Annotated in this window: 16 protein-coding genes; 10 read left to right on the top strand and 6 right to left on the bottom strand. The window is 35.7% G+C overall.

The window, feature by feature from the left end:
- The first annotated feature begins 45 nt into the window (after nt 1-45).
- Nucleotides 46-822, top strand: coding sequence for an SUMF1/EgtB/PvdO family nonheme iron enzyme (locus AVL50_RS03360; protein ID WP_172826752.1), 777 nt, complete (start codon nt 46-48; stop codon nt 820-822).
- Here the strand turns inward: AVL50_RS03360 and AVL50_RS03355 are convergent.
- Nucleotides 819-1,214: a hypothetical protein gene (locus tag AVL50_RS03355; RefSeq protein ID WP_062615071.1), complete on the bottom strand. Its 396-nt coding sequence runs from the start codon at nt 1,212-1,214 to the stop codon at nt 819-821. The two genes, AVL50_RS03360 and AVL50_RS03355, sit on opposite strands and share 4 nt — an antisense overlap.
- A 103-nt stretch (nt 1,215-1,317) precedes the next feature.
- On the opposite strand from AVL50_RS03355, the gene AVL50_RS03350 reads away from it, so the two are divergent.
- The 7 genes from AVL50_RS03350 to AVL50_RS03320 all read left to right on the top strand — a co-directional run bounded on the left by AVL50_RS03350 (nt 1,318) and on the right by AVL50_RS03320 (nt 8,814).
- Nucleotides 1,318-2,799: a sodium-dependent transporter gene (locus AVL50_RS03350; protein ID WP_062615070.1), complete on the top strand. Its 1,482-nt coding sequence runs from the start codon at nt 1,318-1,320 to the stop codon at nt 2,797-2,799.
- A gap of 68 nt (nt 2,800-2,867) precedes the next feature.
- Nucleotides 2,868-3,677 (top strand): 4-(cytidine 5'-diphospho)-2-C-methyl-D-erythritol kinase, encoded by an 810-nt coding sequence (gene ispE / locus AVL50_RS03345; RefSeq protein ID WP_062615069.1) that lies wholly within the window; start codon nt 2,868-2,870, stop codon nt 3,675-3,677.
- Nucleotides 3,678-4,036: 359 nt separating this feature from the next.
- Nucleotides 4,037-4,714 (top strand): succinate dehydrogenase cytochrome b subunit, encoded by a 678-nt coding sequence (locus tag AVL50_RS03340; protein ID WP_062615068.1) that lies wholly within the window; start codon nt 4,037-4,039, stop codon nt 4,712-4,714.
- A 66-nt stretch (nt 4,715-4,780) separates the two neighbouring features.
- Nucleotides 4,781-6,709 (top strand): fumarate reductase/succinate dehydrogenase flavoprotein subunit, encoded by a 1,929-nt coding sequence (locus AVL50_RS03335; RefSeq protein WP_062615067.1) that lies wholly within the window; start codon nt 4,781-4,783, stop codon nt 6,707-6,709.
- Nucleotides 6,710-6,813: 104 nt separating this feature from the next.
- Entirely contained in the window at nt 6,814-7,578 is a 765-nt protein-coding gene (locus AVL50_RS03330) for a succinate dehydrogenase/fumarate reductase iron-sulfur subunit (RefSeq protein ID WP_062615100.1), read from the top strand.
- 289 nt (nt 7,579-7,867) lie between these two features.
- Nucleotides 7,868-8,092, top strand: a complete 225-nt coding sequence (locus AVL50_RS03325) for a TM2 domain-containing protein (protein WP_062615066.1) — start codon at nt 7,868-7,870, stop codon at nt 8,090-8,092.
- A 173-nt stretch (nt 8,093-8,265) separates the two neighbouring features.
- Complete coding sequence (locus tag AVL50_RS03320; RefSeq protein ID WP_157491125.1) at nt 8,266-8,814, top strand: hypothetical protein; 549 nt, start codon at nt 8,266-8,268, stop codon at nt 8,812-8,814.
- Between the two features lie 53 nt (nt 8,815-8,867).
- Here AVL50_RS03320 and AVL50_RS03315 read toward each other — a convergent pair whose 3' ends face one another.
- Nucleotides 8,868-11,270 (bottom strand): TonB-dependent receptor, encoded by a 2,403-nt coding sequence (locus tag AVL50_RS03315; protein WP_062615064.1) that lies wholly within the window; start codon nt 11,268-11,270, stop codon nt 8,868-8,870.
- Between the two features lie 351 nt (nt 11,271-11,621).
- On the opposite strand from AVL50_RS03315, the gene AVL50_RS03310 reads away from it, so the two are divergent.
- Complete coding sequence (locus tag AVL50_RS03310; protein WP_062615063.1) at nt 11,622-12,836, top strand: ectonucleotide pyrophosphatase/phosphodiesterase; 1,215 nt, start codon at nt 11,622-11,624, stop codon at nt 12,834-12,836.
- A 56-nt stretch (nt 12,837-12,892) separates the two neighbouring features.
- Here the strand turns inward: AVL50_RS03310 and AVL50_RS03305 are convergent, their stop codons facing one another.
- The 4 genes from AVL50_RS03305 to AVL50_RS03290 form a co-directional block, all read right to left on the bottom strand.
- Entirely contained in the window at nt 12,893-13,507 is a 615-nt protein-coding gene (locus AVL50_RS03305; protein WP_062615062.1) for a hypothetical protein, read from the bottom strand.
- A 66-nt stretch (nt 13,508-13,573) separates the two neighbouring features.
- Entirely contained in the window at nt 13,574-15,031 is a 1,458-nt protein-coding gene (locus tag AVL50_RS03300) for a TolC family protein (protein ID WP_063850526.1), read from the bottom strand.
- Between the two features lie 17 nt (nt 15,032-15,048).
- On the bottom strand, nt 15,049-16,383 hold the full coding sequence (locus AVL50_RS03295; protein WP_062615060.1) for an ABC transporter permease: 1,335 nt from the start codon (nt 16,381-16,383) through the stop codon (nt 15,049-15,051).
- A 3-nt stretch (nt 16,384-16,386) separates the two neighbouring features.
- The gene (locus tag AVL50_RS03290; RefSeq protein ID WP_062615059.1) at nt 16,387-17,628 is read right to left on the bottom strand and encodes an efflux RND transporter periplasmic adaptor subunit; all 1,242 of its coding nucleotides are present in this window, start codon (nt 17,626-17,628) and stop codon (nt 16,387-16,389) included.
- Nucleotides 17,629-17,954: 326 nt separating this feature from the next.
- Between AVL50_RS03290 and asnS the strand changes: the two genes are divergently transcribed.
- Nucleotides 17,955-19,385, top strand: a complete 1,431-nt coding sequence (gene asnS / locus AVL50_RS03285; RefSeq protein ID WP_062615058.1) for an asparagine--tRNA ligase — start codon at nt 17,955-17,957, stop codon at nt 19,383-19,385.
- Nucleotides 19,386-19,535: the final 150 nt, after the last annotated feature.

The following is a 19,535-nucleotide window of genomic DNA, read 5'->3' as shown; positions in this document are numbered from 1 at the left end:
ATATACTTTAAACTAAATTATTTGAATTGCTTCATGTACAATAAAATGACAAAATCCGTTCTATTTCTTTTTTGCTTATTGATATTTCAATCATCTTTTGCACAAAAGAAAAAAAACTATTCAGATACAGCACAAGGTGTAAGCTTTGATATGGTTTTCGTAAAAGGAAGCACTTTTAAAATGGGAGACAAAAAAGGAGATCTTTTATTAGATAATGGAGTAAATCCGTCTGTTCCTGTTCATGAGGTTACTATTGATGGTTTTTTCGTTGGTAAATATGAAGTGACACAAGCACTTTGGGGAGCTGTAATGGGTAATAATCCCAGTGAGATGAAAATGGGGAACCATCCAGTGGAAACAGTTTCATGGGATGATTGTCAGGAGTTTTTGAAAAAGTTAAATACATTGACAGGTAAAGATTACCGTTTACTTACCGAATCTGAATGGGAATATGTTGCTCGAGGAGGAAAGAAAGTATCTGAGACAGATGTTGCTTCTCAGAATATCTCCCAAAGAGCTTGGATTATCACAAATGCACAGGATAATCAACATCAAGAAGTTGGTACTAAAGTAGCAAATGAATTGGGAATTTATGATCTGCAAGGTAATGTATGGGAGTGGGTCAATGATTGGTACAGTGAGTCTTCTTATAAACAGGCCACTAAAACTAATCCTCAAGGCGTTCAAAATGGAACTACAAAAGTGTATAGAGGAGGGTCTTTTATAAGTGAAGAAGTTTTCTGCCGGCCAGCTTACCGTAATTTTGATAAACCTGATGTAAAGATGAACTTCTTAGGTTTGAGAATAGCGAGGTCACTTTAATTTTCTTTTTGAATTTCTTTCTTTTTGTTCCTAGCAATAAATAGGAAACCTAAAGGAGCAAAAATCAAAGTTGGAACTGTTGATAATTCCGGGTTAGGGGTTCCTTTAAAGGAATGAACTGTATAAGTTGCAATAATTGCTATAGTTGAAGGAATCAAAACTCCTTTTATAAACTCACCTTTCGAGGTATATCTCTCACAAAGTGCCGATACATAGCCACCAAAAAGGAATGTATAGGCACTTTGTTTTAATGCCGCAGTTGTGGCTAAAGGAATAGATTGTGCATCATAGTAATTGATACCAAAAACTAAAACACCTAAAAAGAGAGCTCCAGCTAAACCATATCTTATACTAATGTATGTTTTTATGTAGTGTTTTATCGATTCAATCATCTCTGTCCTTCAATTTTATTTTTTAACTTGGAGTTTTAAACTCAACTTAAACCATAGCTAATTTAATAATTAGTGATTTAAACCATAATAAACAAACGAGACTATGAAAGAAAATGTTGAACAGTTCAGTAGTAAATGGGGTGTAATTTTAGCTTCATTAGGAATGGCTATTGGAGCAGGGAACTTATGGAGGTTTCCACGTTTGGCAGGGCAGTATGGGGGAACATTTATCATTCTATGGTTTTTATTCTTATTTATATGGTCAATTCCAATTTTACTTTCAGAGTTTTCTATCGGAAAAAAGTTTAAACAAGGAGTAATAGCTTCTTTTGCTCAAGCGGCAGGAAAAAAGTACACTTGGATGGGGTTCTTTATTACGGTTTGTACACTGGGTATTACGTTTTATTATTCTGTAGTAACAGCTTGGGGGTTGAGATATGTAGGGCTTTCAACAACGTTATTAGAAGATAAAACAGCTCTTGAAAATTTGAATCAAAGTTTTCTAGATCAATATTGGCTGAATGTAGCGAATGGGAGTGTATTGACTGTATCACTGCATATTGGAGTGGTTTTGTTTGCCGTTTTTATGTTATACAAAGGTATACAGCAAGGTTTGGAGAGAGTAAATAAAATACTCATTCCGTCGCTCCTTTTTTTGATGCTGTTAGTTTCAGCAGTGGCATTATCGACAGAAAATGGACCAAAAGGGTTACAATACATGTTTCATATTGACCCTACATTATTTTTCAATTCAAAAGTTTGGATAGAAGCTGTTACACAGTCCGCATGGAGTACAGGAGCAGGTTGGGGGTTGATGCTAACAATTGCCTCTTATTCCAGAGAAAAAGAAGATGTGACTTTTAATATCTTGATTAGTGGGATTGGCAATAATGTAGCGTCTTTAATAGCGGGTATAGCCATTTTGCCTGCCGTTTTTGCAATTGCTGTTGATGATACTCAAGCGATCTCTTATTTACAATCTGGGAACACAGCTTTGACGTTTACGATTATTCCATTACTTTTTGCTAGAATTCCTTATGGAGAGTTTCTAGGGGTTATATTTTTTATCGCATTCACAATGGCCGCTTTTAGTTCTTTAATCAGTATGATTGAGTTGTGCATTAAAACATTTACAGATTTGGAATTCAAAAGAACGAAGGCTAGTATCATTACGGCTATTTTATGTATTGCTTTTGGAATGCCATCTGCCATTTCTTTGGACTTTTTCTCGAATCAAGATTGGGTATGGGGACTTGGATTATTGATTTCAGGTTTATTTATCAATTTTGCTGTGCAAAAGAATGGAATTGAAAAATTTAAAGAAGGTTATATCGATAAAGACTCCAGTATTATTATACCAACATTACTTTATAAAATAGCAATGTACCTTAATATAGGTATCGGTGTATTCCTTGTTTGGTGGTGGATGTCTCAAGGGTATAGTGAGGCACCATGGTTTACGAAAGAAGGTAAATGGAATTTCTTTGATGTATATTCAAATGCCACTATTATAACACAATGGGGGATTTTAATTATAATAGGCTTGATTTTTAATAATTGGTTATACAGAAAATTCGTCAAGTAACGTATAGATTAATCATTTCAATTCGTAACTTCGCTGTTCCAAGTAAAACTACAATCGTCAATTGAATAATGATTTCCTTTCCAAACGCTAAAATTAATATTGGTTTAGCCATAACAAACAAAAGAGAAGATGGGTACCATGATATAGCATCGTGTTTCTATCCAATAGGATGGACTGATGTTCTAGAAATTGTGCCAAGTGAAGAATTGTCCTTTTCCAGTACTGGGATTAATATACCTGGTGATGCTGAAGGAAATTTATGTTTAAAAGCTTATCACTTATTAAAAAAAGATTATGATATCTCACCTGTAGCAATGCATTTGCATAAAGCTATTCCAATTGGAGCAGGTTTAGGTGGAGGTTCTGCTGATGGTGCCTATGCTTTGAAAATGTTGAATGATATTTTTGAATTAAATCTATCTGTTGAAAAACTAGAAGAATACGCTTTGGAGTTAGGAAGTGATTGTCCATTTTTTATTACCAATAACCCGATGTGGGTAACAGGTAGAGGGGAAGTGTTTTCTAAAATTGATTTATCCCTTTCAGGGAAATGGATTATGATGGTCAATCCTAATATTCATATCTCAACAAAAGAGGCTTATTCAGGAGTGGTTCCAATGGAATTAGAAGAAGACTTGAAAAAGGTGGTAGAAGGTGAAGTGACAGTTTGGAAGGAGAAAGTCAATAATGATTTTGAGCAAGGCATCTTTAAAAATTATCCGCAGATAAAAGAGATAAAGGAGCAATTGTATAAGGAAGGAGCAATGTATGCTAGTATGACTGGCTCGGGTTCCACTCTTTTTGGAATTTTTGAAACTAAACCCGTTGAAACGAACTTTTCAGCCTTTACTACTTGGGTTGGGATGTTAGAATCATAAAGGTAAAATATAGTAATTTAATGAAAGGTTATGAATTGGCGAAAATTCGTAGCCTTTTTTTATGCATTTACATTAATTTGAAAAGATGACTTTTGTTTCCTTTTAAAGGAAACATTTTACTTTTACAAGTGTCTTGTCGACTATTAAATCTTATTTACAAGGTTGTATTGCATTGTAATTCAGTGTTATATGAACAGAGAAATCTAGGCAGAAAGTGAACTGTTTGTGTTGTTTAGATTTATTCAAAATAAGGTTCTGCTGACCACGATTATTGTATCTGTTTTAGTTGAGGTATAATTTTGCAACGAAATAAATTAGAGAACTATCTCACCACAATATTTATCTAAACGTTAATTTTTATGAGTTGGCAGAAATCGTTGAGTAGTACAATCGGGAGAAAGATTATGATGTCTCTCTCAGGTATTTTACTCATCTTATTCTTAGCCGGACACGTGTCTGGTAACATGACGTTATTATTTGGAAAGGCTGAAGCTTTTAATGTTTACGCACATTTTATGTCTACCAATCCTGCAGTTCAATTTATTGCAACTGTATTTAAGGCATTCTTCGTAGCTCACATTGTTTACGCAATTATTTTAACTGCACAAAACAAAAAAGCTAGAGGCGGAGAAGCTTACAAAGTAACAAACAAAGACGGTTCTCAAGTATCGAAGTACATGGGAGTGTTAGGATCTGTAATCGCAGTATTCTTAGTAGTTCACTTAGCACAATACTGGGCAGTGATGCACGAATTAAGAGGCGAAATTTCAACTACAACTATTGATGGTGTAGTAATGAAAGACCTTTATTCTGTAGTTGCCGTATCTTATGCTAATCCAATGATTGTTGCAGCTTACGTAATTTCTATGTTTGTATTGGCATTCCACTTATGGCATGGCTTTGCAAGTGCTTTCCAAACATTAGGATTAAATAATAAGAGATACACTCCAATTATCGCTTTATTAGGTAAAGCATATTCTATTATCGTTCCAGCATTATTTGGAGCAATTCCAGTTGTAATGTTTTTGAACAGTTAATAAAACAACTTTTCAAAACAAAACATTACAGAGTTATTAATCAATAACATTAAAATATAGAATAGAATGTCATTAGAATCAAAAATCCCTGCAGGCCCATTAGCCGAGAAGTGGGAAAAACATAAATTCAACGTAAAACTTGTTAACCCTGCGAACAAGAGAAAATTTAATATCATTGTCGTAGGTACAGGTTTAGCAGGAGCATCAGCTGCTGCAACTTTAGCAGAATTAGGATACAATGTAGACGCGTTCTGTTTCCAAGATTCACCTCGTCGTGCTCACTCAATTGCAGCACAAGGTGGTATCAACGCCGCTAAAAACTATCAAAATGACGGTGACTCAGTTTTCCGTTTATTCTACGATACAATTAAAGGTGGTGACTATAGATCACGTGAAGCAAACGTTCACCGTTTAGCGGAAGTATCTACAGAAATTATTGACCAATGTGTAGCTCAAGGTGTACCATTCGCTCGTGATTACGGTGGGTTATTGGACAACCGTTCATTCGGTGGTGCTCAAGTATCCCGTACGTTCTACGCTCGTGGTCAAACGGGACAACAATTACTATTAGGTGCATACTCAGCGTTGACTAAAATGGTGAACACTGGTAAAGTAAAAATGCACACACGTAAAGAAATGCTTGACGTAGTAACTATCGACGGTGCTGCTAAAGGTATTGTAACTCGTGATTTAGTAACTGGTAAAGTTGAATCTCACGCAGGTCACGCTGTATTGCTTTGTACTGGTGGTTACGGTAACGTATTCTTCCTTTCTACAAACGCAATGGCTTCAAATGGTTCTGCTGCTTGGAGAGCATACAAGAAAGGAGCTAAGTTTGCTAACCCTTGTTTCACGCAAATTCACCCTACTTGTATTCCTGTACACGGTGATTACCAATCGAAATTAACGTTGATGTCAGAGTCATTACGTAACGATGGTCGTGTTTGGGTTCCAAAAGATAAAAAACATGCGAAGATCACAGCTGCTGAAGCTATGAAACTTCCTGAATCAGAAAGAGATTACTACTTAGAAAGAAGATATCCTTCATTCGGTAACTTGGTACCTCGTGACGTAGCATCTCGTAACGCGAAGATGGTATGTGACGAAGGAAGAGGTGTTGGTGTTACTGGTCTTGCTGTATTCTTAGATTTCGCTGATGCAATCAAGCGTGATGGACAGAAAACAATCGAGGCGAAGTATGGTAACTTGTTTGACATGTACAAGCAAATTACTGACGACAACCCTTACGAGGTTCCAATGATGATTTACCCTGCAGTTCACTATACAATGGGTGGTCTTTGGGTAGATTACAATTTATCAACTAACGTTCCTGGTCTTTATGCATTAGGAGAGGCGAACTTCTCTGATCACGGTGCTAACCGTTTAGGTGCATCAGCATTAATGCAAGGTTTAGCGGATGGTTACTTCGTAATCCCTTACACAATTGGTGATTACATTGCAACACTTCCATTAGGTCAAGCTGTTGATAAATCAAATCCTGCTTTTGCTCAAGCTGAAAAAGAAGCGCAAGCAAGAATCGATAAATTATTAAATATCAAGGGTAACCAAACTCCTGATGATATCCACAAGAAATTAGGCCACATCATGTGGGAATACTGTGGTATGTCACGTAACAAAGAAGGTTTGGAGAAAGCTCGTGGTATGATCCAAGAATTACGTAAAGAGTTCAACAAAGACTTGAAAGTAATCGGTGCTAACGAGGAGTTAAACATGACGCTTGAGAAAGCATTACGTTTAGAAGACTTCTTAGAATTAGGTGAGTTGATGGTAATTGACGCACACAACCGTTCTGAGTCTTGTGGTGGTCACTTCCGTGAAGAATCACAAACTGAAGAAGGTGAGGCATTACGTCAGGACGAAGAGTTCTCGTATGTTGCAGCTTGGGGTTATGAAGGAGAAGGTAAAGATCCTTCATTAACTAAGGAAGACCTTGTATTCGAAAACGTGAAGTTAACGCAACGTTCTTACAAGTAATTTATCGAAGGGTTGGGGTGACTCAACTCTTCTTCAAACAAAATCAACAAACAGGTTGTTAGCAAACTAACACCTACAATTTGAAGATCATGGCAGGAAAAACAATTAATATAAAACTTAAAATTTGGCGTCAGGCTGGTGAAAACAAGCCGGGTAAATTTGAGTCATATGAAGTAAAGGATGTATCAGTTGATATGTCTTTCCTAGAAATGTTAGACGTTCTTAACGAGAACGAATTAAAGAAAGGTAACGACCCTATCCACTTCGATCACGATTGTCGTGAAGGTATTTGTGGTATGTGTTCTTTATATATCAATGGTAAGCCTCACGGTCCTAAGCACGGTATCACTACTTGTCAGTTGCATATGCGTACTTTCAATGACGGTGAAACTATCGTTGTTGAGCCTTGGAGAGCTTCTGCATTCCCAGTATTGAAAGATTTGGTTGTAGACCGTACTTCTTTTGATAGAATCATGCAAGCTGGTGGTTACGTTACAGTATCTACTGGTGGTGTACCTGACGCAAATGAAATTGCTATCCCTAAAACTGTAGCGGATGAGGCAATGGATGCTGCGCAGTGTATCGGTTGTGGTGCTTGTGTTGCTGCATGTAAAAATGCTTCAGCAATGCTATTCACTTCAGCGAAAGTATCTCAGTTAGCTTTATTACCTCAAGGTGGTGCAGAGCGTAAGCGTCGTGCGATCGCAATGGTAGAGCAACATGATGCTGAAGGTTTCGGTGCTTGTACTAACACAGGTGCATGTGAGGCTGTATGTCCGAAAGAAATCTCTATTTCTCATATCGCAAGATTGAACAGAGAATTCACTCGTGCATCATTCTCAGGTAACGAGACTGATTATCAGAACTAATTTTAACGTTTAGTTATATTTGAAGGGTTAAGCACTTAGTGTTTAGCCCTTTTTTGTTTGCCCTTATATTTATAATCGATTCACAAATAATATCCATTTAAAATTCATAAGTAGCTGATCATAATTAAATATAGTTTAAATGCATTTAAGCTATAGATAATTTTGAACAGGTACTTAAGTCTTGATTTATACGGAATATACAATCTTACAAGAATTCTAATAAAACATGCAACCTAGCTTATTGAAAATCGTATTATATAATAAGTGTCAATTAAAAACAAATAGTAAAATGAAATCAAGTTTAGTTGCTTATTTATTGTGGTTCTTCTTCGGACTTTTAGGAATACATAGATTTTATTTAGGAAAAACAACTTCAGGAATTGTTTATCTTTTAACAGGAGGAGTTTTTGGAATAGGATGGATAATAGATTTATTCCTTATTGGAGGAATGGTTGATGAAGCCAATTTTAAAGCAGGAAATATAGCAGCAATGGAAAATATGATGCACAGATAGTCATATAAATTATAGATATAACAAAGGTCTAACATTAACATGTTAGGCCTTTTTTCTTTTAAAAAGAATTATATTTGAAAAATAAACTATTTATTAAACAAACTCCTCTTTAATTTATGAAGTTGATATTAACATTAATGATCTGCTGTTTTTCTTTTACAGCGTTCGGACAAATGAAAATACAATGGAAAGAAGATATTGAACTAACATTTGAAGATTTTCGATCTCCTAGCACCCAAGTATCAAATACACTATCATCTTATTCTATTCAATCAGGAGTGATGTTGGAAATGGGGTACCAAATGACTGGGTATGAATTAATGTTTAAGAAAAATTTTAATCAAGCATTTAAAGCTACATTTAATTCTAACGCTGCAATTATAACAGCACCTAATATGGAGATGGCACAGAGTATGGTTGATTATGCACAAGTAGAATTTGATTTAGCAGAATTGTACACAAGGAAAATCAGAAAAGAGTTATTTTTGAATAAAAAAACATTTTCCAACATCTCAATTTTTCAATCCTATTTTACAATGCATCATCAAAAAATGTTATCCGAAATGTCTCAGCTTCTTAATGAATCTGATTTTGGGAGAAAAAAAGAGGTTCTAGAGAGTAAACATTTAGAGATTCAAAGTGAGTTAGAAAAGTTATCGGACTTCTGTTTCGATTGTACTCCAGTTAAAAAGAAAAAAAACAAAAAAAAGCGCGACTCATAATTCGTTTATGAATCGCGCTTTTTTCACCGTGTGATATGAATTGAACTTAAATATTAGTTCAAGAGGTTTCCAATTTTCACTTCAAAGAAAAACATTCTAGGAGTAATAGGACCATAAACGAAGGCGGCGTCTTTATCAGGACCACTTACAAATTGATCTTGCATTTGGTTGAAGATGTTCTTTACCCCACCACCGAATTGGATATTCGCATTCTTGCTTAATTTAGTAGTGTAAGACACTTTTACACTCATATCCATAAATGATTCTGTTTTAATCAGCTCCTCTTCAGTTGTCAATTCACCATTGATAAAACCTCCAGGAATGTAAGGTACATGCATGCTACCAGTATAAACACCTGTCAGTGAAGTTTGCCACTTTTGTGCAGGACGGTAATTCATCGTAAATGATCCGTACTGATTAGGTGTTCTTAGTATATATTTTGAAGTACTTGTTTCTTCATCACCCCATTGGTTTTCCTCTTCATATTCTGCAGTCTGAATAGTAAAGCCAGCTTGGAAATCTAAGTTCTGAGAAGGGGCTACTTTAGCTTCGATATTGAAACCTTGAACTACTGCATCAGAAAGGGAATTTCTCTTGTAGTTGATTAAAGTGCCATCGTCAAGTTCAGTCAATTGGTTATCAAATCTATCTTTGATTCTTGTATGAAAACCTTCAACTAAGAAGTAGGTTTGTACATTACCAATTTTCTTCTCCCAATCCCACGCTAAATTATAAGAAAGTGAAGTTTCAGGCTTTAAGTCTGGATCTAAAACAGTTCTCACCGCTTGTCCTCCTTGTACTTCAACGTGCAAATCTTCAGAGAACATTTGAGGTGCTCTAAAGCCAGTAGCAAAACCACCTCTTATTTGCATATCTTTTGTTAAGTTATACTTTAAGTTGATTCTAGGGTTAATAGCAGGTACACTCTTATTATTTTCAGCGTTTGCCAAGTCATTAATCTGAACATAATCCATTCTTGCTCCAACTAATACAGAAAGCTTTTTTCCTTTCCATTCATTTTGAGCAAAAACAGCCATTGTGCTAGACTCTTGATCAGAGATGATAGCATTTCCTACTTTTTCACCTGTTTCAGGATCAGTATAACCATTTTTCTGATCTTCAATTTTATCGAAAATATATTCAACACCTGCTACAAAATAAGTGTTTGCATTGAACATTTTACCAAGGTCTCTATTTACTTGAGCACCTCCAACGTAAGTTGTACCTGTTGTCAAACCATATCCATCAGGAGCTTGGTTTGCTCCGTAATAACTGTCCCTATTGACATATTGAAGATTAGAATAGGCATTGACATGTGTTTTCTTGTCTTGGCTAAACCAGTCGTAATTCACACTTCCTCCTAAGATATTCATATCAATCATCTCAGTAATATCGGTTTCATGTGGTGCTAAATCTAATTTGTTTCCACCTCGTCTATGTTCATTCAAGTATTTAAAATCTGCTGTGATTTTATTTTGATCATTGAATTGATGATAAACTTTAGTACCAATAGAAGCCGTTTTTAACTCTGGCAATTGTGAGAAGTTATCTTTAATTGGGTTTGCTTGATTGATGTCGTCTTCATGATACCAGATATCATTAGGGTTAGCATTCCAAGCATCTCTATGTCTATAAGAACCATAAATGTAGGCTCCTGTTTTGTCATTTTTTGAAACTAATGAAGTGTTGAAATAAGTATTGATATCGTTTGATTTTCCATCAATTGTACCAAAGTTAGTACCTACTTCATAAGAGTTGAATTGAGGGGCTTTAGTAATAATATTTACAGTACCGCCAATAGCATTTGCACCAAATAATACAGATCCCCCACCTCTTACGACTTCTACTTGATCAACCATTGATACAGGAATCTGCTCTAAACCATAAACACCTACAAGACCATTAAAAACAGGTCTGCTATCTACCAAAATCTGAGTGTAAGGTCCTTCAAGTCCATTTAATCTTAAAGCACTTGCACCACAATTACCACATGTATTTTCAACTCTAGCTCCTGAAACAAAGTTTAATCCATCCGCAACCACTTTTGAGTTACTTGCCATAAAAATTTCTTTACCCACAACATTAACCACTGCTGATGTTTCCTTACGGCTTTGTTCTCTTCTACTGCTTGAAACAATCACTTCATTTAATTGTAGAAGGTCTTTTTCCAAGTCGAAGTGAATTTCAGACCCGCCTCTAGCTTTGAAACTTTGTGTGACAGGTAAATAACCTACAGCAGAAATCATTATTGAATATTCAATTCCTTTTTCTAATTGGATTTGAAAATGCCCAGTCTCGTCTGACGATGTTCCAAATTCACCGTCGTTTACTGAAATTGTAGCAAAAGGTATATGTTCATTATGAGAAGTAACATGTCCTTTGACAGTTATTTTATCTCCTCCAAAGCTAAGTAAATTAATAGCTAAAAATATAAATGTAGTTAGGTAGGCCTTCATGGCTTGTTGTTTCGTTTTCTATTTGACTAATTATCTGTTGTTGCAAATCTAGGTAAAAAATTTAGACAAGCCTAAAAATATTTATTTATTAATTGTTATTTTGTTTTTGTTGACCTAAAATTAGTTGAAGGTATATGACAAGTGTAGTGTCATTCAATAATCTGAGGGTGATAAAATGGAGCTTTTGAAAAGGATAAAGTATCATCAGTTGTTGAGACTCAATTGATTGAATCTGTAATTGAACTTTACTCTAAATTGATTTACATAATAAAAGGTAACAGAGGTTGTGATCAACAGTATCAGATTTATTTTTGTATATTATATATCAATAACTTTCTGTAAATAAGAACAATGAATCGTTACCTGCTTTTGGTAATTCTACCACTAACTTTCTTTTCTTGCCAAATCCATCAGAAGGAGAAGAAGCCAAAAAACACCGTTATTTTAGTTTCTATAGATGGATTTCGATACGATTATTCCGAAAAGTACAACACACCCAATCTGGATAAGATTGCAAGGGATGGAGTGAAAGCAAAGTCTATGATTCCTGCTTATCCTAGCAAAACTTTTCCTAACCATTATTCTATTGTGACAGGTATGTACCCTCAAAACAATGGTTTGGTGCACAATAATTTTTATGATCCTGAGCGTGAACAACATTATAAAGTTGGGCTTGGTAAAAAAGATGGATCGTGGTTTAAAGGAACGCCATTATGGAATTTGGCAGAACAGCAAGGGCAGAAATCAGCTACATTTTATTGGCCGGTATCTGACGCAAGAGTAGAAGGGATGACACCTTCATATTATTTTAAATACAACAAACCTACACCTTATTTTGAAAGGGTAGATCAAATAGAAAAATGGCTAGCATTGGATGATGATGTTCGACCTACTTTTATCGCTACTTATTTTTCATTAGTAGATACACAAGGACATTTATTCGGGCCTGATGCAAATGAAACAAAAGAAGCTGTAGAATATTTAGATCAAGTAATTGGAAAACTATACGAAGTTGTAAAAGCCTCTGCTCATCCTATTGATTTGATTATTGTTTCGGATCATGGTATGCAACAGGTGGATGTAGAGAATTCAATTGTTTTAGAAAGCCTTGGAAGATATAAGGATTTTGAATGTGTGAATGGAGGTGGAATTCAATACTTCTTATATCCTAAAAAAGGAGCTGATATCGAAAAAGCCTATCAAGAATTGAAAGCACAAGAAAATAAAGGTTTTGTAGTTTATAAAAAAGAAGAAGTACCTGAAAGACTTCATTTTTCAAAAGGACAACGTATTCCAGCTATTTTCTGTGAGGCAATTCCTCCTATGACCTTCAGGAATCTAAGAGGAAGTGTGAGTAATGGTATGCATGGCTATGATCCATATAAAGTGAAAAATATGCATGCAGTTTTTTATGGTGTGGGTGATCATTTTCAAAAAGGGAAAACAATAGATTCCTTTGAAAATATACACATCTATCCTTTAGTGGCTAAGATTTTAGGATTAAAAGTTCCTGATGATATTGATGGGGATGTGAATGTGTTATCACCATCATTAAAAAAGCAATAAAAAAAGCCTTGTGAAAATTACTACAATTCACAAGGCTTTTTTCTTGAAGAATATTTTTACAAAGGCTCCTCCCCATAAAAATAATCCATCGAAGTAATCTTCACCTTAGGATTTTCCTTTTCCAATTTATCTTTATGATCCTTGGCCATTTTATTCCATTTTTTGACCGCGTTATTATAATATCCTCTTGTAAAAGTATCTCTAGCACTTGCGTCAGAAACTTCTGAAAGCATCATCTCTGTTTCTTCCTGAGCATCTAAATCATCAACAGAGTCAATCAAATCATTGAGGGCGGCAATCATTTCACTGATACGTAGATCGTATTGCATCACTTCTTCATTATTATTGAAATTAGAGTTAGAATACTTTGCTTTTGAAGCTTTAGAAATAGCTGACTTTGCCGTTTTCTTTTTCTCTTTATCTAATTTCGCATTGGAGCGATTAAGAATCTGAACAATCATTTTGGCTTTCGAAATTTTCAACTCTTCAGAAGCAAAAGCCTCTTTTTTAAGAGAATCAATTTCAAGATATAATGCTTTAGAATCTACTTTACTTAAATCTTCTACTTCCACTTCATATTCCTCTTCTCCTGATTCCTTTTGTGTTTGTTCTGTTGAACATGAAAAAATAAGGAAGAATAATGCCGCCAAGGTAAGGTGAATCTTTTTCATTATGTTTAATCTTTTATACGATCAATTAAGTTATCACTTATGACTATATCAATTCGCAGACCAAAATTAGTTTAATCCAATTTTTTCATTCTTCTGGAAATCATAAAGCGTGAAAACTCTTAATCTATAAAAAGAAAGCCAATACTCTTTCAAGGCCGCTAGATACTCCTTTGTAGCATTGTCTTTGTCTCTTAATGTAATATTCAAGTCCGTCACACTAATTTTACCGACCAAGTATCTTTGTCTTGCAATTTCATAACTCTTCTCAGAAACCAGCTTTGCTCGCTCAGTGGAAAGAACTCTTGTTCTGATGATTGGAATTTGCCTTGCCAGCATATAGATTTCTTGCGTAAAGCGTTGCTCTTGCAGTGCAATCGTACTTTCTTCCAGTCTTTGATTCGAAAGGGCTGTTTCTACTCTTGACTTTCTTCTTCCCCAATCGACAAGGGGTATATTGAAGCCCAAACGAAACTGTTGCTGATCATTCGGATTTTGATATACACCTGAAGGTTGACCGGCCTGCTGTGTTAAACCAAACTGACCATTTAAATTGACTTGCAAACCTGTTTCACCCTTCGCTTGAGCAACGGCTCTTTCTGCTTCTAATTTTCTTCTGTGAAAACTAATGTATTGTTGTCTGTTGAGTTTTGCTTGAGCCACAGCCACATCAGAACTGATCGATATATCTGGGATTTCTGAAGGGAGAGATAGTTTTACACCATTGTCAGAAGGTGTTAAACCTAGAAAAGTAAAAAGGTTTAAAGTGGCTCTTTCAACTTCCAGATTGGCAGACTGTAAATTCCTTTCTGAAGTAATAACACTTAATTCGAGCTGGAGTAATTCATTCTCAGCAATCTTCCCCAAGTTATAACGGCCTTGACCAATTTTGAAGATAGTATCATTATTTGAAAGGTTAGTTTCGGCCACCTTTTTGTTGACTTGAGCAAGCAGTAAATTGAAATAATACTCAGTGGCATCATATCCCACTTGTTCCATTTCCTCGGAAAACTTCTTTTGAGATTCCTCATATTTCAAAGGCTCAATGACTTTATCATATTTGTAAGGATTGAAATTAAAAAGCGGTTGATTGAAACCAATAACCAAAGGCTGACCGGCATAACTAACACCTTGATTCAAACCTTCAAAATTATCAATTCTTTGTAGACTTGATCCAACATAAATTGAACCGCCTGTTAAACCAACATTTTGTTGTAAAGCTAAATTTAGTTGAGAAGTGGACATACTTACACCTCTAAATTCGTTCGATCCGTCGGGCTGTGTTACGGGTGTGATGGAACGGTTGAAATCAGGTAAATAGCCATCTAAAACAAGTTGAGGAAGGTAATTGGATTTAAATTGTTTGTAAACCCAGTAATTATTTTCCTTTCTATTTTCTGCTTGCTGAGAAGAAAGTGACTGCCCTTTGGCAATACTGATTACCTGATCCAGCGACATCAATTCTTGAGCAAATAGGGGAGTGTTCAAGAATAGAAGAATATATATAAAAGCGTTTTTAAAGTTCATTTGAAGTAATGGTTTGTTTATTCGTATCTCAAAGATTCAATTGGGTCTTGATTAGCGGCTTTTCTTGCTGGTGAAATACCAAAGATCACCCCGATAGAAGTGGCCACACCAAATGAAATAAGTACAGAGGAGAAAGAAACGATCGTTGGAATGTCGGCTATATTAGAAATCATTACAGCCAAGACGATACCTAGTATCACACCAGTTGTACCTCCTGAAAGACTAATTAAGACAGCCTCTAATAGAAACTGAAGAATGATGTCGTGCTTTTTGGCACCTAGAGAAATTCTCAATCCAATTTCCTTAATCCTTTCCAGTACAGAAGCCAGCATAATGTTCATGATCCCAATCCCGCCAACAATAAGAGAGATAGAAGCAATGGCACCTAAGACAATATTGAATATATCTTTGGTCCTTCTCTGCTGTTTTAAGAGCATTTCAGGAATTGAAATTTCAAAGTCAATTTTGTCCAAATGTCTTCTGGTCAACATTCTTTGTAGAACTTCAGAGGCTAAAGCAAGCTCGTTACTTTCAGACATTTGAATCACCACTTTATCTAATTGATGATAGTTGACTGTTTTTGGTTCTTCTTCATCATTGTTATTTCTATTCTCATCTCTAGCCGCTTGCTGAATATCAGACTTTGTGACTTTTGCTCTGTCCTGATATCGAATCAACATGGTTTGAAGAGGGATATAAACATCCAAATTGGCATTTCTAATCCCCAATTTTTCTAAGTTTTTAGATGCTGAACTTCTCTCTTTTAAAACTCCTACAACAGTAAGCCACTGACCACCACATTTGATTTGTTTTCCAATGGGATCTTCTTTACTGAAAAATCTAGTTTGAATACCACGACCAATAATACAGACGGCTTGACCAAATTTGAAATGAGTACCAGAAAATAAAGTACCAGAGGATAAGGTGTGATTATAGATTTCAAAATAGGCATTTTCGACCCCAATTAATTTTGTAGACCTTCTGATACCATTTTTAATAATATAAGTTTCAAGCTCAATTTCAGGGCTGACTTTTTGAATGTTGGGGATGGTATGTTTAATATTTTCAAGATCGAGCATTGTCAATCCTGGAGAATATTTCTCCTTGTCTCCTTGATTCATTTGAGCAATTTTCTCTTCAGATTGCTCTTTTTTTGGAGTGATCACAATATTATTCACACCCACCAGTTTCATCTGATCCAAAATTTCCTGTTGTGCACCTTGACCAACGGCAAGCATGGCAATCACAGCACTTACACCGAAAATGATACCCAAAGCAGTTAAGATGGATCGTACGGTGTTGGCTAAAATGGCTTCAAGTGCAATTGACAGGTTGATAAGTATTCTGTCCATTGCTTATTGAATTAAAATAATATCTTTAGAAACGTTGGTAGGTGTAGACAATGCCACCACATCATCAGGAGAAAGTCCTTCTAAAATCTCAATATCTTTATCATTCATTTCACCAGTTTTCACTTCTCTTTTTTCAAACCCACTGACAGCTTTTTTATAAACATAATTGATAGAATCACCTTCAGCATGGATGGCTTCTAAAGGCAGAAGTAATGTGTTTTCAATAAAATTGGTCTGAATCACATTAGAAGTAGTCATAGAAGGTCGGAGGGTGCTGTCAGATTCATTGACAAGAATAATCACCTCAAAAACTTTAGCGTCGGAGTTAGGTTTCTGTTCTCCTACGTTGGCTACTTTGGTTACCTTTCCAGTCAGTGCTTTATCAGGAAAAGCATCCAATCCTAACATTACTTTTTGCTCTGGTTTAATTTTACGGATGTCGACTTCATTGACATAAGTTTTTGAAATCATAACAGATAAATCGGGCAAAGTAGCCACCACGGGGTCCCATCCTCTGATGGTAGATCCTTCTTTCTTTTTCTTGCCATTCCAGTCTTTTGCATAAATCACCATTCCTTCTTCAGGGGCAAAAATGGTAAACTCTGCAAACAAGTCTTGTAGAAACTGAACCTTCCTTTTCGCTTCATTTAGAGTGGCAGTAATTTCCCTCATTTTGGCACTTAGCTGCTGTTGCTTCACGCTGTAATTTGACTTTGTTTGCTTTAAATCTCTTTCTGCTTTGAGCACTTCTATTTCTGCTTGTTTGATTGTGGCAGGGGGTTCAAAAGCAGATTGTTCCAATGCTAATTTTTTCTCTTCAACACTAAATTCAAGGTTGATAATTTTGTCTCTTTCCTGACTAAGCTGAAGTGCCGTGTCCAATTTATTTTGTTCCCATTGTGATTCGGCTTTTGTAAGGTCAGATTGACGTTGTGTGAGTTTGTCAGCCAAAGATGAAGCATCTAATTGAGCTACTTTATCCCCTTTTTTGACAACAGTTCCCTCAGGAACCAAAGAGTTGAGTTTTGTTTCCCAAATTCCGGCCTGTTGCATTTTCATAGGCCCTTGAATTTCCACGAAGTTTTTGGCTTCTAGTTCACCCGTAGTGGAAACGTTGATATGCAGGTCTCCAAACCTTGCTTTAGTCAGTAATACTTCTTCTGAGGATTCATTAAAAAAGAAAAAATACGATAGGATTAACACTATAACACCAGCACTTCCTGCTAGGATTGGTTTGCTTTTCATTAGTCGATAGAGTTAGATGAATTTAAAGAATAACAGATGTTGTAAATCTGAATTAATAAAACGGAACTATTTTTAATTGGTACTATCCATTTCAACATTCTATTCTACTCAAAATAATTGGCAGGACATACTTTTGCGTATTAACCTTTGTTAATTATGACTTAGAGACATCAATTCGAATAGAATCAATATAAAAGAGTGCATAAATCATTAAATCGTTGTAAAGTAACTATAAAACTAGGCTAAACTTTTTATATTTGTGCTCAATTTTCGACATACATATTTAGTATGTCATTTTTATTTTAAACATTTAAACTACCACGCAAGTGAAAAGAACAAAGATTAAAGACTTGCTGGCCCACGGTGAAGTTGGAGCCAAAGTAACTGTAAAAGGATGGATTAGAACATTTAGAAGCAATCGTTTCATTGCCTTGAATGACGGTTCTACTATCAATAATTTGCAAGCAGTGGTAGATTTTGAAAATACAGACGAAGATCTACTTAAAAGATTAACTACTAGTGCTGCTGTATCAATTGACGGTGAAGTAGTTGAATCTCAAGGTAAAGGTCAAAGCATCGAAATCGTTGTTGAGAAGATAGAAATTTTAGGTGATGCGGATCCAGATGAGTATCCTTTGCAACCAAAAAGACACTCTTTAGAATTCTTAAGAGAGAAAGCTCACTTACGCCCTCGTACACAAGTAATGAGTGCGGTATACAGAGTAAGAAACGCTTTAGCATACGGTATCCATAAGTTCTTCAACGAAAAAGGATTCCTTTATATGCACACGCCTATCATCACAGGTTCTGATGCTGAAGGTGCAGGTGAGATGTTCAGAGTAACAAACTTCGATCCTTTAAACCCTCCAAAAACAGAGGACGGTGAAGTGGATTACAAAGAAGATTTCTTTGGTAAAGCAGTGAACTTATCAGTATCTGGTCAGTTGGAAGCAGAAGTTGGAGCAATGTCAATGGGTGAGGTTTATACATTTGGACCTACATTCCGTGCAGAAAACTCAAACACTTCTCGTCACTTGGCGGAATTCTGGATGATTGAGCCGGAGATGGCGTTCTATGACTTGGATGACAACATGGATCTTGCTGAAGAAATGATCAAATACTTGATCGACTTCGCTATGGAGCAATGTCCTGATGACTTGAAGTTCTTAGACCAGCGTTATGCTCAAGAGCAAAAAGGTAAGCCTCAAAATGAGCGTTCAGACCTTGGTTTATTAGAGCGTTTAGACTTTGTTTCTAAAAATGACTTCGAAAGATTGACTTATACTGAAGCTATCGAAGTATTGAAGAGATCTAAGCCATTCAAGAAAGGTAAATTCAAATATCCTGTAGATTGGGGTATTGATTTACAATCTGAGCACGAAAGATACTTAGTAGAAAAAGAATATAAGAAGCCAGTAATTCTTACAGATTACCCTAAAGACATCAAATCATTCTACATGAAACAAAATGATGATGGTAAAACAGTAAGAGCAATGGACGTTTTATTCCCTGGTATTGGTGAAATCATCGGTGGTTCTCAAAGAGAGGAGTCGTATGACAAGCTGTTGACTAGAATGAATGAGATGGGCGTTCCTCAAGAGGAGCTTTGGTGGTACTTGGAGCTTCGTAAGTTCGGTACAGCACCTCACTCTGGTTTCGGTTTAGGATTCGAAAGAATTGTATTGTTTGTGACAGGTATGGGTAACATCCGTGACGTAATACCTTTCCCAAGAGCACCAAAAAGTGCTGAATTCTAGAAAAGAGTTTTTGTAATGCCCTGAAAAAACGATACAGTTTTTTAGTGAATTAATTTTGATATAAGACTCAATAATTTAAAAATTATTGGGTCTTTTTTATAGGTATCCTTCAGTTTTTATTTCGCTACCGCGAGTTCCTCAAATTTATTG

The sequence above is a fragment of the Flammeovirga sp. SJP92 genome (genome assembly GCF_001583495.1).
GTDB lineage: Bacteria > Bacteroidota > Bacteroidia > Cytophagales > Flammeovirgaceae > Flammeovirga.
Note: the sequence above shows the minus strand (reverse complement) of the source record. Positions and strands in the feature narration are given on the sequence as shown.